Raw genomic sequence first — 12,478 nt, 5'->3', positions numbered from 1 at the left:
TTCTGCGATCGTGGGTAGCTGATAGGAATCACAGAGTAGAACAACACAGGCGCAAGTCTTAGATAGGGCTTGCTGAATAAGTCAGAGAAAAACAACTGATGGATTAATTAGTTATTTAAGCCTGAATAAATGATGAGCTTTTGTTGTTGATAATTTTCCCAATCATAATCGGAGTTAATAATTGAGTGCGAAAAAGATGTAATGAGAGTTGGGAACACAAAAAAAGGCAAAAAACCTGCCGTAGCAGGGTGGAAAGATTTATGACGAAAAAAGTAATAGCAATCGCTGTTTGGGACGTATGAGGGAGTTTAGCCATAACTCGATTCAAGCTAAATCTGCGTTTAGAGACTCCAAATTTTCCTTCAATAGCATTACGAATTCTCTCGTCATCTTTTGCTTGCTTCTTCTTTTCGTCGCTGACATGGGCTGGGGGTCTTCCCAAAGGAGGTCCACTGATTCTAATCCCTTTTTCTTTACAGAAGGCTCGATTGGAGCGGGTTCGATAAATTCGGTCAACGTGTACTGATTCGGGATACGCTCCTGTCGCTTCTTTAAAGGCTTCCACTTGAGCTTTGAAATCTCCCGATTCATTAAAGTTATCCCAGTCTATACGGTCTAAAAATACATATCCATCTCTTAAACTTACCGAGAGCTTGGCTCCAAATTCCACCGGCGTTCCGGCTTTTCCCCTCACTATTGGACGGATATGCGGTTGACTTAAACTGACTATTCTGTCCTCAACTCTCTGGGTTTTATTGTCAGACATCCATTGCTGTTGACGATAGACTTCCGCAACCACCAGTAAGCTTTTGTATTGAGTGGAGCTTAAAGCCTCTAAGCCACTGCCTGCTTGGGTTAGCTGGTCTATGTGAGCTAAGTTTCTTTTGATATATTGCAGTTGTTTCCTAATTGCCTTTTTTCTTTGTTTCCTTGACGGTCTCCGTTTTTTGGCAACTTGCAAGTAATTTTTCCGAGCCAGGTTTCTATAAGTTTTTGGCTTTTTCTCTAGTTGACCTTTCAGCGGTTCATACAGGGTGTCTATTATCTTTTCGGTTTTGATTCTGGCTTGATTTAATAGACCCAAGTCATTGGGATAGCTGATATCTCCTGGCGCACAAGTAGCATCCAGTATTAATTTCCCTTTATTTGGGACTTCTCTTGTTTCTTGCCTTTCTGACTCTGAGCTTTTTTTTTAGATTCCTCTTCTGCTTCTTCCTGAATCTTCTTTACTATTCTTTGATTTATTTGATTGACTAAATTCACATTTATCCTTTCTCTAAATCTCACCAATAGGGAGGCATCATAAGGCGCTTCGTTGCTGTAATATGTTTGACCTATAAAATATTATTGTAAGTAGGGGTTTTCTTTTATTTGTTCTACTGTTTCCCGATCGCTTATTCCTAATCTTTCTTTGATTATTAATGAACCCAATGCCATCCGAAATGGTAAGGCGGGTGCCCCTATATCGCAGGCAAAGTTTTTGGCGTAATCCTCTTCAAATTCATCCCAGGGTATCAGGTTCGCCATGATTATCCACCGATTGTCTTGTGATAACTTTACCTCAAAGGGCAGTTCAAAGCTATCCGGCGGGGTGGGGCTTGAGGACGCTTTTCGGTACATTTTCCCTGCTCCTGGTACAAGGATTTTGTGGGATTTTACCAGATTTTCTGGGAACTCAACAACTTTCAATGCCGCTCAAACTATTGATAGCTAAGCGTTTCCAGCGTTTGCAGCAAACCCTAGCTACCAGTTTGGACAGCTCGCTCTCAGACTGTTGTCGCATTTGAGCAATCTTTTTCAAGGGTTTCGTTTTTTGTGTTTTTTTAGGCGATACCCTAAGCGATTGAGAATTTCGCCCGTTGTCTGGCGAGACGGCAATTCGCTCTCTGTGTAGCCCGCTTCACTCACCAATGCCTCTCGCACTGCTCTGGCACTGATACGCGCATATCATATATAAAAGGTAGACTGCATTTTCGGGTCGGCTTGGGCTTGACCGTCCACCAGGGAGCGGATATCTGCTTCTAAGGTAGGCAGCACTTGTTCACTTTTGTGTCGCCCTCTTGCTTGATAGTTATCCACACAGATGAACCCTGTTCGCCGTTCATTTAACCCCAGTTGTACACTCTGGCGATTCCAGCCCATGACGGTTTCCGCTTTGCGCGCTGACCCATCGAAGTAATCTTCGGTGACCTTGGCCATGAAGTCTCGTTTACGGTATCCCGTAAGTTTTTCGCTGGCATCTTTGAACGGAGCTTTCACGGTTTCGGCTAGTATCATCTTAATTCGAGTTAAGTGTGATTAGACCAGGAGCCTTGCCTTTTTTTGTCTGCTCTCCTCTACAGTGACTGGTATTCTATTTCCCCGCAAGTCCCTTACCGTGTCATCTGCTCCATGTCCCCAGAAAAAATCGCTCTCGGCGCTGGCTGACTTACCTGACGTGCGCGATTATCCTCATTTTGAGGTTTGGATAGCGTTTGTAGTTCTTCCCAGGAATAATGACTGGGCAATTCAACGGGTTTCGTGTCGGCTCCTAAGCCCAAGGTTGGCTGAATTTCTTCGATCGCTTCTTGAGCAACCTCAGCTATAGTATTCCCTACAATACTGCCTGCGATCGCTCCCGCTACACCACCAATAGCAGCACCCAGCTTGCCACCCACGGAATTCCCAACTGCCGCACCTGCCGCACCGCCCCCAACTGCACCAAGCCCTGTAGCAATGGGATGGCTATTAGGGTTCTCATCTTGAGCATTGACAGGTTTGTTTTGAGGTTCAGATTGCTGGTTGTCATTCATCGTCGTCATCTCCTTAAAACTTGGAACCTTAGATTTAGAACTCATGAGTTAGGCTTGCACAAGGGCAGCGAGGCTAGGATGTGCTGTGGCGAGCTAACACCCACAGGGTAAAGCGCTCCAGTGCAACTAACAGGGCAGTAATACCGACAGCTAAACCAAACAAAACTAGGTTATTTTCGTTACCTGCCCTCAAAGCAAAACTTAGGGAAGTAGAGACAGCAGGGGGATGGACAACATCCAGTATAATCATCAGGACGATTGTCACCACCATCGCAATGCCACCGGAGAGATATCCAGAACCAAAAATCATGTAGGTAATCCAGCCGATAATTGCTGCCATGATTTGAGCAATAGTCAGCGTTCGCATCGTGTTCGTACCATGCTGCGGATCGAGGTAAATAAGAAACGCACTAGAGGCAAGGGAGGCAAATAACAAGCGTTGCCGACTCAGCACTTCAACCAGCGCGAATACGCCTAATACAATTGCCGTGGGTGCTGTTGCTAGTGCCAGTTCACCCTTGAGAGTTAACCTACGTCTGAGGGAGCGATTTGCGCCTTCGATGGGTTTTAAGCTGGAACGATTTTGACTCATTCTTCGTTTGTCATCACACTCTTTTCGGATGAGCGATGTTGCTCTCCCTGTCTGATTTCACGCTCTAAGAAATAGTTCAACAGCGTTCGCAAAAGTACGATCGCCCCTAAATTCAAAATGTCCTGACGGGTGGGTGCAACTGCCGTGCGGAGGATATCGCTGGCTACGGTAAATTCCAGCCCTAATGCCAGTATTCGTCCTAGTTTCAGACGAATCCCTTCCGTTGCATCTACATGTCTTTTGGAACGCGAAAAGAGTTGCCGCAGGTAATCCCAAATTCCCCGAATCACACCCAGTCCAATGACAGCCGCTGCCGCAATTTCTGCTGCTGCTGCCAAATAACCTACGATTACCTTGAGCCAAGATTCCAAAGGACTCGCTGCAATTTCTCTAGATGCTTCTCCTCCAACATTGAGGCTCAACAGAAGCACCAGTCCAAAAATCAGTCCTAGAGGCAGTAACAGGTTAACGAGTGATTCGAGGAAACGTTCTTGCTTCATGGTTCAGTTGTCTCAGCACAAAAAACGGCTTAGCTCCGTCGCTACTTCAACCGTTCAGCTAGGTGTTCGCCAACACGCAGAGCATTCGCCATAATCGTCAGCGTGGGGTTAACACCTGAATTGGACGGAAAGAAACTACCATCCACAACATAGAGATTACCAACATCATGGGTACGGCAATTGAGGTCAAGGACTGAGGTTTTGGGGTTCGTGCCAAATCTACAGGTGCCGCATTGATGGGCAACTGCCTGTACGGGCATGTGAGCGCGGGGATACATACTGAAGGGAATGACGTGTTGAGCAGAGCGATTGAGGGATTTCAGTACAGATGTCCAACGGTGGATTAGGCGATCGCTTGCTTCTGTATTGTTCGGTGTGTAATCAAGGTGAATCTTGTCACCCACCACACGTACCCGATTATTGGGGTCGGGTAAGTCCTCTGTCTGCAACCACCAGCCGACCGATCGCTCGGCAATCAAATGTCGCTCATAATGAGGAATCAGTTTCACAAACGGAGCCATAAGAGGAGGAGCCTCTGCCGGAAGCATATCAGCCAGCACGTTGCCCGTGTTTTGCACCATACCCATCGGATAAGGAAAATCAGGCTCTCCCCAGTAAAAGTCATTGACGGCAATTGTTTTTTGAAAGTTGGCTTGATTCACCTCTAAATGCATTGAAACTAGAGCGGTTGCCATATGTTTCATGAAATGCCGCCCCACTTGGTCAGAACTATTTGCCAACCCATTGGGATGCTTGTCGTTAGCAGAGCGTAATAGCAAGATAGCCGAATTGATGGAGCCACAGGCAACAACCACAATATCGCTTGTAAACCAATGCCGCTCTCCCGCAATTTCAGTTTCTACTTTCGTAACCTCTCGCCCTGACTGGCTGGTATGCAGCCGCAAGACTTTGGCGTTGGTTATCAGTGTGAAATTGGAGTAAGATTCGCGGGTGGGACGAATGGCGTTGTGGTCTGAATCGGCTTTAGCGCCGACTAGGCAGGGATAACCATCAAACGTATCGCAGCGAATGCAGGGACTTTTTGTGCGATCTCCTTCATTGAGCTTTAACCCCAAAGGCAAATGAAAGGGATAATAGCCTAGTTCCCGGATGTCATTTGCGATCGCCTGCATATCCGGTTCATGGCTAACCGGAGGATAGGGATACGGCTTATTGCATGGCGGTTCCGTTGGGTCAGTTCCCCGCTCTCCATGAACGTCATAGAGTGCTTCCGCTTGCGTGTAGTACGGCTCAAAGTCTGAGTATTTGAGGGGCCATTCTGGAGAAATTCCTCCCTTATGAATTACCTTCTCAAAATCCCGCTCCCGTAATCGAAGTAGGGCTGCACCATAAACTTTGGTATTGCCGCCAACCCAGTAACCCGTTTGGGGACGAAACTCCTTGCCTCGATCGTCGTACCAATGCTCATCTGTGTGGTAGCGTTCTTTCTGATAGACCTCCAACGCACTCCAGTTAGCTTTCTCTCTGGGTAAAAAGTCGCCTCTCTCTAGCACCAGAATCTTTTTACCTGTAGGGGCGAGGCGGTGAGCTAATGTGCCTCCACCCGCTCCCGTACCAATAATGATGACATCGTAGTGAGTTGCTGCCGTTTCCATTACCATTGTTTCCAATGTTCATTATCCTTGTGGAGGGCTTGCACTCAATCACTGTAGGAAACTTGCAGGATAATATCCTCTAACTGATGAAGGAACGGTAACTTGAGCATTTAGGTGAAGCTCAATTTCATGCTGATTTCATTTTTCTGTTTTGGCTTTCTCTAATTAGTTTGCGCTCCTCTACTATTGTCTGATTATCTATGTAGATGGGGTACTCTGCATCACAATAGAGCCGAGGGGATAACGACTAATTTCAGACGATTCCAGCGTCACGAATAATCTAGAGATACCCGTGTCATAAAAGTCAGCAGGCATCCAGAATTTATCTAACACCTTTCCTTGGGGATTAATTTTCACAGTACCACAGGGAATTTTTTCGCCATCAGCGATCGCCCAAAGTCGATAAACTTTACCTGGGGGTGGAGGCACCAGATTTTGCACGGCTAGAATCCCCTGCCGCTGTCCTAGATTCACAACAAAGCTACCCGTAGCGGTATCCGACGCATTTACAGCCTTGAGAGAGAAAAGTTGTGTCTGGGACTGTTGCAGTAGGGTATTGATGTCTTGAGCCATGCGGTAATCCTGTCGCAAGCGATAGTTATCTACTCCCAAGTACACAATCAGGAGTGCTGCCACACTGCCCATGACGATAGACCAAGGAAACCGAGACGGCTTGCGCTGGGAGGGGTGGACAGTCGTGGTAGCGGCAGCCAGAATGGCAGATTGGAGATGGGGAGGCGGTTCAACGCTGTTTAAGCCGTAAACGACCTGGTCTAAGGTTGCCTGAAGCTGCTTCACTTGTGCCACTAATGCTGGATTTTCTGCCAACAGTTGCTCGAAGACTTCTACTTCGGCGCGATCAAGGTCGCCTACGACGTAGCCTGCTACCAAGGTTTCGATTGCTTCAGGAGTAAGGGGTTCAGTCATAACCTTAGTCAATAGAGTCTTGTAAAAGTTGCTTCAGTTTCAGCAGTCCCTGGCGAGTCCAGCTTTTCACGCTGCCCAAGGGTTTATGCAATTGTTGGGCAATTTCTGATTGGCTCAGTCCGGCATCATACGCCAGCTCGATTACCTGTCGTTGCTGATCGGAAAGTTGGGTCAAAGCCTGCCGGACTTGCTGCGATCGCTCATTGACAACAGCTTGCTCAACTGGAGTAGGCGCGGGGGGTGCAGCGGTGACGTTCTGCCCCCAACGTTGCACCAAATTAAGGGTGCGACTGCGCGATCGCAGTTTGTCGATCGCCCGCGATCGAGTCATGGCAATCAGGTAACGCATCAAATGACCGTGTTTAGCCCGGTCAATCGGGCGCTGCCATAACGACAGAAAAATTTCCTGGGTTAGGTCTTCGGCTTCCGGCTGGCTCTGCAACACTTTCAGTGCCACTCCATACACCACACTGCCGTAGCGATCGTAGAGACACCCTAACGCTGCTGGTCGCTTTGCCTCCAGGCCATCCAAGAGTGCGGCATCGCTGGAAGATGACGGTTCTGATGAATGGCGATCGGGAGAACTTAGATCCATAGATTTAGGTGAATAGACCAAGGCTAACTTCTCTGCAAAAATGCCCAATGCGTCTTGCAACGTGAGGGTCAATTCTGATTTCACAACTTCTTTTGAGAATAAAGCAAACTTACGCTCATTTCTAAAACGATTGGTGAAGCTAATTGGATGAGCGTAGAAGTTTTTGGGGGAGTCATTACGCCCGTCCTCTCGCGACCATACTCACTTAAAGATTCCTCATTCCAAACCTATCGACAAAGGCTCCTAAATGCACCAGTGCAATTTCCGGCGGCTTACGAGAGGCAATGCTAATGGAGGTATGAAGCGCGATCGCACTTATGAGCATGAGCATCAACCGCTTCTGGTAGCAATTGTCCTGACAAATAGGATGATGAAGTATGCGTAAAGTTTTAGGGAACTGATACGCTGGTCTTAGATGGCCCCAACTTGGGTTACTAAGAAAGCAACGAGGTTATACTATCCTTAATTTTTCTGGTTCCGGGTTAATGTCTGAGAGCCGAGAGCGTTTGGGTATCCAGCAAGTTCCTTAAGAAATTTATGGGCAACCGAAGATACTATTCTATTCGTACTGGTAAAAATCCTGACGCGAGTCGTTATGATTTACCTATGCTGCTTCGACTATTTAGCGATTTCTATCTTGAGTTTTTGAATAAGGACTATTTTCAAGAAAATTTTGGTTATTACTGCGTAGATGCTGGAGATGTTTCAGGTAAGTTAGGTTATGACATTGAAGCCCAAATGTTTAGTGTTATCAGAAAGCCTGACTTGTGGCCAATTCAGGAAAAATGCAAGAGTTACTCAGAAGACGATTTATTCGACGTTATCGAGTTCCTCTATGATCATGTTTCTAAACCAATTGATGGATATTTCCATAGCCATAATGCTTGTGGCTATCACTACGACACTTTCGACAAAAAAACAGGTCAGCAAGAATTTAGAGATGGCGTTAATCAAATCTTATATGATTACAAGGAGGGATATGAACTTTCTGATAATGGAGAAATTTTAGAATCTCCAGAGAAGGGGCTAGAAAATTTATTTGCTGCAAGCTTACCTACACATGATCCTGATAACGTTGAGCAGCGTGTTCAAGCCGCAATTCTCAAATTTAGGCGTTATCGTTCGTCTCTAGATGAAAGACGTGATTCAATTCGAGATTTGGCTGACGTTCTTGAATTCCTACGTCCTCAAGTTAAGTCAGTAATATCGAAGAAGGATGAGAGAGATTTATTTGTTATTGCTAATCAGTTTGGTATACGACACCATAACGATCAGCAAAAACAAGACTATGACAAAGCCATTTGGTATAGTTGGATGTTCTATTACTATCTAGCAACGATACACGCTTGTTTAAGGTTGATTAAAAAAGCTGAAAGTCAGTCGTCATAAGCGCGAGGACTAACACTTCACGGCAGCTGATGGACGGAAAGTTGCCAAGGTTACCTGCCGCTCCTGCATTTTGCTGTTAATCAAGCCTTGAAGCAGTATGTAGGTGTGCCTCCTGGAGCTTGGCGTGATCGCAGGTTTAACTGTGATCGCGCCAATTAAGATGTTTGGTATCCCGTTGAAAAGTGAACAAACTTGGAGAACTGTACGATTACTGAAATTGTCAACGCAGATTTTGAACCGATCATTACCAAATCTTTGCCATCTTCAGCGCAAACATTGGCATCTCAGGTTCGCAACTGACAGACTCAGGATTGTCCAAAATCTCTGGTTCTCGATTAGGTCGATAAACATAAACTTGACGATTCTTGCGATCAATTAACAACCCTAACCGCACCCCATTGGCAATATATTCCTCCATCTTTTCCTTCAGGCTTACCAACGTATCGCTGCTAGACCGTAATTCCACAACAAAATCAGGAACAATCGGTGCAAAGGATGCCTGCTGCTCCGGGGTTAAAGCATTCCAACGCTCCGATAGAATCCAGGCGGCATCCGGCGATCGAGTTGCACCATTGGGTAAGGTAAAGCCTGAACTGGAATCAAAGGCTTCTCCGGTCGCGTCCGCTTCAGACCAGACAAAAAGCTGCCCAAAGACTCTACCGTTGCGGTTTCCAGTATCAGCAAAGGCTGGGGGCATAACGATGATTTCTCCATTGGCATTCCGCTCAATTCGCAAGTCGGGATTCGTTCGGCAAAAATCATAGAACTGCCGATCGCTCATCTTCGACATTGTAGTCAGCGAAGAAAGATTGATCGCCAACGGCATCTGTTCGGATTTGACCAAAAGGCTAGTCATCGACAATCTAGCTCCACCCAGAAAAGTCTTGACCTCAGTATAGCGAATCGCTTGGCAGAGAAAGTTTTGGCACGCAGCGCGATCTCATACTGAAAAGACTTTAAATCCAAAATGGAGGCTGAGTCGTTTTAAGGATAGAGACGAATAAATAACCCGATTAGTCTCCTGTTTAGAGATGAGTTGCAATAAATCTCTGTCATCGCGCTAACCGCTAACTTATTCGCTCCTACAGCTTTAGCTTTTTTAATCACACAATATTCTGCACCTTCAGCAGCCTGAGTTAGACCGCTCTGCCTGCACGTTTATGCTGCATCCAAGCATTGAAGGTCAGTAAAACCGCTGTAGCCAAATAACCAATTCCAGAGGTAATTCTATGCGACTTGATATTTCTACGCTGTTAACAACACTGCTTCTCTCTGCCGCCATTTTGCCGACTGCCGCGCAGGCCCAAACCACCGAGGCAGTACCAACCAGCCTCAATCCCTACGCGGCAAATCAGCCCTCTGCAAACCAGCTCAAGCCTTTTAATTTGGCTTACCTGGCGTATCAAGGCTTCTTAAAAGACCAAGGCATTCCCAGCAATAGTGCATTGATTGATGCGATCGCATTTGGAAAAATCACGGCTCAAGACATTATTCAAGCGGCTGTCAAAGCGAATCGACTACCTGAGCAAACGCTAAGCGATCGAGGCTATCGCCATAACCTTGGAGAGCAACTGCAAGGATTTACAGCAGACTAAAAAACTGGCGTTGCTGAATTGATCGTGACCCAGGTGTGAAACAACGCCACGATGCAACTCGCATGGGAAAGCATTCGGGAATTCATCGGGAGCATCCTTTCTAGCACTTGATTACCCAATGCTTTACCTCTACCAACCAAAGGTTGATGTCTTCCAGTAACACCCTGACAAGAATACTCAAACGATGAAAAATATATTTCGCAAGTACCATCGGCTAATTGCCACACTCTTTTGTTTGCCGTTACTCTTTACTGCTGTGACTGGCATTAGCGTTGCCATCGCTAACACATGGTTGCATCAAGAAGAGCTTGCTGCATTTTTAATCACTGTTCACACCTTCCAAATTTTCAAACTCGATGCCATTTTGCCCGTTTTTAATGGGCTAGGTCTGATTGGCTTAGTGGTTACCGGACTGAGCATGACCAGACTGTTCGCTAAACGCCATCAACCAAAGCGGATAGGAGAACGCTGATGAAATACATTTCTTATTTTTTCATAGCGATCGCCAGTGCTTTCTTGGTCATTCTGTTGTCGTTGTCATCCTGTAGTCCGAACCATAAGGCAACGACTAGCCAACCTATGGTGATGAAAGATCGACCCAAGGAGCAACCCCAAACTAGCCAACAACCTGCCGATGCTACCGTCAAAATTCGTAACTTCAAATTTGAGCCAGCGAATTTGGCGATCGCTGTTGGTAAAACCGTTCAATTTATCAATGTCGATGAAGAACCCCATACGGCTACATCAACGGATGGTTCTTTCAACTCCAAAGCACTGGATACCAATCAAACCTGGAACTACACCGCCACGAAACCCGGAACCTATCCCTATATTTGCTCAGTTCATCCCTTTATGAAAGGGACGCTGACGGTAACACAAGAGAAAAACTAACCAGAGGAATACCAATGCAACGCAGAAAATTTATTGAACATGTGGGTTGGACAGGACTCGGCCTTGTGTGGGCTGTTGGTGCAAATGGCTTATTCACTGCTTGTCAGGTAGGAGAACGAAAGGCTCAAAAATCGTCCACGGCTTCACCGTTTTCCTTCGTTCAAATTAGCGATACGCACATCGGTTTCAACAAACCTGCAAACGAACACGTTACTGATACGCTTCAGAAAGCGATCGATGCCATCAATGCCTTATCTACCCCGCCTGCCTTTGTCATTCACACCGGCGACATCTCCCATTTATCTAAACCAGCAGAATTTGATCAGGCCAAACAACTGCTTTCCCAATTGAAAGTCCCGTTGTTTACCCTACCAGGAGAACACGATACAATTGGCGATCGCGGCAAGGCCTACGAGGAAGCCTTTAACCGAAAGGATGCTAAAGAAGGCTTACAAGTTTGGGATCAGGCGGGAATACACTTTGTCTCCTTGACCAATGTGCTGGACTTTGGGGCAACCGGGACGGGCAAACTAGGTCAGGCACAATTGGACTTGCTCTCCAAAGATTTGGCAGCCCAAAAACAGGATACACCTCTAGTTGTTTTCAGCCATATTCCCCTATATGACCTTTATCCCAAATGGGGATGGGCAACTGCCGATTCTGCTCAGTTGCTTTCCCTGTTATCTCGGTTTACATCGGTCACAGTGTTAACAGGGCACATCCATCAAGTGATTGAACATAGCGAAGGCAATATTCGCTTCCACACCGCTACGACGACTGCCTATCCCCTTCCCGCTCCAGGTCACGGCGAGCAACCTGCTCCTGTCAAGCTCCCCGAAAATAATCTGTTGGCGGTGCTCGGATTCCGTACAGTTGAGGTAATTTCCGGGAAGGATACTAGAGTTGACCAACATGCTCTGGGGTAGGTAAAAAGTCGCGTCGTTCTAAAACCAAAATCTTCTTCTCTGTAGGTGCGAGGCGGCTCCCTAGTGCGCCTCCCCCCGCTCCCATACCAATAATGATGACATCGTAGTGAGTTGCTGCCGTTTCCATTTTCTGTTTTGGCTTAACAGATGAAGATCTAGATAATTCACAGATTGAATACCCAGTCGAGGCAGTCATTGAGATAGCGATCGCTAATTTCCTCAACACAGAGGCATTGGGTTTTGCAGATTGCCAGCCAGGACGCGGACAATAAAATCTGAGAATTCGAGATTGCGTTAGTGTTATAAGATGGCTAACTGGACTTTGGAGGTTCCAATGCCGATTGTTAGTCAAAATAACGGATTGCTGGCTGAGTTTGCAGTTTATCCGCTGGAGCCTGAAAATCAGGCGCGTCTAGTGGAACAGGTGATTCAAACGATTGAGTCTACCCTGAAGCAGCAACCAGGATTTGTCTCTGGTACTGTGTTTCGTAGCCGTGATGGGCTGCGGGTTACAAGCTATATTCAATGGACAGCTCAGGACTCCTATGTGGCAACGCAACCTCTTGCAGAGTTTGCATCTCCAGATGTTCACCTGTTTGACATCTTTGCCGCAGAACCCAAAGGTAGTGAGTTACACCTATCACCTGATATGGAT

The 12,478-nt window shown here is 46.4% G+C and carries 16 protein-coding genes and 1 pseudogene; 6 read left to right on the top strand and 11 right to left on the bottom strand.

The window, feature by feature from the left end; translation table 11 throughout:
* Nucleotides 1-107: 107 nt before the first annotated feature.
* The 9 genes and pseudogenes from V6C93_RS09140 to V6C93_RS09100 form a co-directional block, all read right to left on the bottom strand.
* Nucleotides 108-1,620: pseudogene (locus V6C93_RS09140) on the bottom strand (IS5 family transposase).
* 327 nt (nucleotides 1,621-1,947) lie between these two features.
* Nucleotides 1,948-2,277: a hypothetical protein gene (locus tag V6C93_RS09135; protein WP_333476343.1), complete on the bottom strand. Its 330-nt coding sequence runs from the start codon at nucleotides 2,275-2,277 to the stop codon at nucleotides 1,948-1,950.
* A gap of 95 nt (nucleotides 2,278-2,372) precedes the next feature.
* Complete coding sequence (locus tag V6C93_RS09130; protein WP_333476342.1) at nucleotides 2,373-2,792, bottom strand: glycine zipper domain-containing protein; 420 nt, start codon at nucleotides 2,790-2,792, stop codon at nucleotides 2,373-2,375.
* 73 nt (nucleotides 2,793-2,865) lie between these two features.
* The gene (locus V6C93_RS09125; RefSeq protein WP_333476341.1) at nucleotides 2,866-3,384 is read right to left on the bottom strand and encodes an HPP family protein; all 519 of its coding nucleotides are present in this window, start codon (nucleotides 3,382-3,384) and stop codon (nucleotides 2,866-2,868) included.
* Complete coding sequence (locus V6C93_RS09120) at nucleotides 3,381-3,884, bottom strand: DUF1622 domain-containing protein (RefSeq protein ID WP_333476340.1); 504 nt, start codon at nucleotides 3,882-3,884, stop codon at nucleotides 3,381-3,383. Before V6C93_RS09120 ends, V6C93_RS09125 begins: the two co-directional genes overlap by 4 nt.
* Nucleotides 3,885-3,925: 41 nt before the next feature.
* The gene (locus V6C93_RS09115; protein ID WP_414644159.1) at nucleotides 3,926-5,500 is read right to left on the bottom strand and encodes a GMC oxidoreductase; all 1,575 of its coding nucleotides are present in this window, start codon (nucleotides 5,498-5,500) and stop codon (nucleotides 3,926-3,928) included.
* Nucleotides 5,501-5,698: 198 nt separating this feature from the next.
* Nucleotides 5,699-6,427, bottom strand: a complete 729-nt coding sequence (locus V6C93_RS09110) for an anti-sigma factor (protein ID WP_333476339.1) — start codon at nucleotides 6,425-6,427, stop codon at nucleotides 5,699-5,701.
* 4 nt (nucleotides 6,428-6,431) lie between these two features.
* Nucleotides 6,432-7,106, bottom strand: coding sequence for a sigma-70 family RNA polymerase sigma factor (locus tag V6C93_RS09105; RefSeq protein ID WP_333476338.1), 675 nt, complete (start codon nucleotides 7,104-7,106; stop codon nucleotides 6,432-6,434).
* 121 nt (nucleotides 7,107-7,227) lie between these two features.
* The gene (locus V6C93_RS09100) at nucleotides 7,228-7,353 is read right to left on the bottom strand and encodes a hypothetical protein (RefSeq protein WP_333476337.1); all 126 of its coding nucleotides are present in this window, start codon (nucleotides 7,351-7,353) and stop codon (nucleotides 7,228-7,230) included.
* 206 nt (nucleotides 7,354-7,559) lie between these two features.
* Here V6C93_RS09100 and V6C93_RS09095 point away from each other — a divergent pair, with 206 nt between their 5' ends.
* Nucleotides 7,560-8,411, top strand: coding sequence for a hypothetical protein (locus tag V6C93_RS09095; RefSeq protein ID WP_333476336.1), 852 nt, complete (start codon nucleotides 7,560-7,562; stop codon nucleotides 8,409-8,411).
* A gap of 244 nt (nucleotides 8,412-8,655) precedes the next feature.
* Here the strand turns inward: V6C93_RS09095 and V6C93_RS09090 are convergent, their stop codons facing one another.
* A complete protein-coding gene (locus V6C93_RS09090; RefSeq protein ID WP_333476335.1) occupies nucleotides 8,656-9,267 on the bottom strand; it encodes a Uma2 family endonuclease in 612 nt (203 codons plus the stop codon).
* 373 nt (nucleotides 9,268-9,640) lie between these two features.
* Here V6C93_RS09090 and V6C93_RS09085 point away from each other — a divergent pair, with 373 nt between their 5' ends.
* The 4 genes from V6C93_RS09085 to V6C93_RS09070 all read left to right on the top strand — a co-directional run bounded on the left by V6C93_RS09085 (nucleotide 9,641) and on the right by V6C93_RS09070 (nucleotide 11,823).
* Nucleotides 9,641-10,006 carry a hypothetical protein gene (locus V6C93_RS09085; protein WP_333476334.1) on the top strand — a complete coding sequence of 122 codons (366 nt, stop codon included), beginning with the start codon at nucleotides 9,641-9,643 and terminating at the stop codon, nucleotides 10,004-10,006.
* Nucleotides 10,007-10,190: 184 nt separating this feature from the next.
* On the top strand, nucleotides 10,191-10,478 hold the full coding sequence (locus V6C93_RS09080; protein WP_333476333.1) for a peptidase: 288 nt from the start codon (nucleotides 10,191-10,193) through the stop codon (nucleotides 10,476-10,478).
* Entirely contained in the window at nucleotides 10,478-10,897 is a 420-nt protein-coding gene (locus tag V6C93_RS09075; RefSeq protein ID WP_333476332.1) for a cupredoxin family copper-binding protein, read from the top strand. Before V6C93_RS09080 ends, V6C93_RS09075 begins: the two co-directional genes overlap by 1 nt.
* Nucleotides 10,898-10,911: 14 nt before the next feature.
* A complete protein-coding gene (locus V6C93_RS09070) occupies nucleotides 10,912-11,823 on the top strand; it encodes a metallophosphoesterase family protein (protein WP_333476331.1) in 912 nt (303 codons plus the stop codon).
* Here V6C93_RS09070 and V6C93_RS09065 read toward each other — a convergent pair.
* A complete protein-coding gene (locus tag V6C93_RS09065; protein WP_333476330.1) occupies nucleotides 11,795-11,950 on the bottom strand; it encodes a hypothetical protein in 156 nt (51 codons plus the stop codon). The genes V6C93_RS09070 and V6C93_RS09065 overlap by 29 nt on opposite strands.
* Before the next feature lie 207 nt (nucleotides 11,951-12,157).
* On the opposite strand from V6C93_RS09065, the gene V6C93_RS09060 reads away from it, so the two are divergent.
* Nucleotides 12,158-12,478 (top strand): antibiotic biosynthesis monooxygenase family protein (locus tag V6C93_RS09060; RefSeq protein ID WP_333476329.1); only part of this gene is annotated, 321 nt, incomplete at its 3' end.

Origin of the sequence: Allocoleopsis sp. (assembly GCF_036703385.1) — a bacterium.
Classification (GTDB): Bacteria; Cyanobacteriota; Cyanobacteriia; order Cyanobacteriales; family Coleofasciculaceae; genus Allocoleopsis.
Note: the sequence above shows the minus strand (reverse complement) of the source record. Positions and strands in the feature narration are given on the sequence as shown.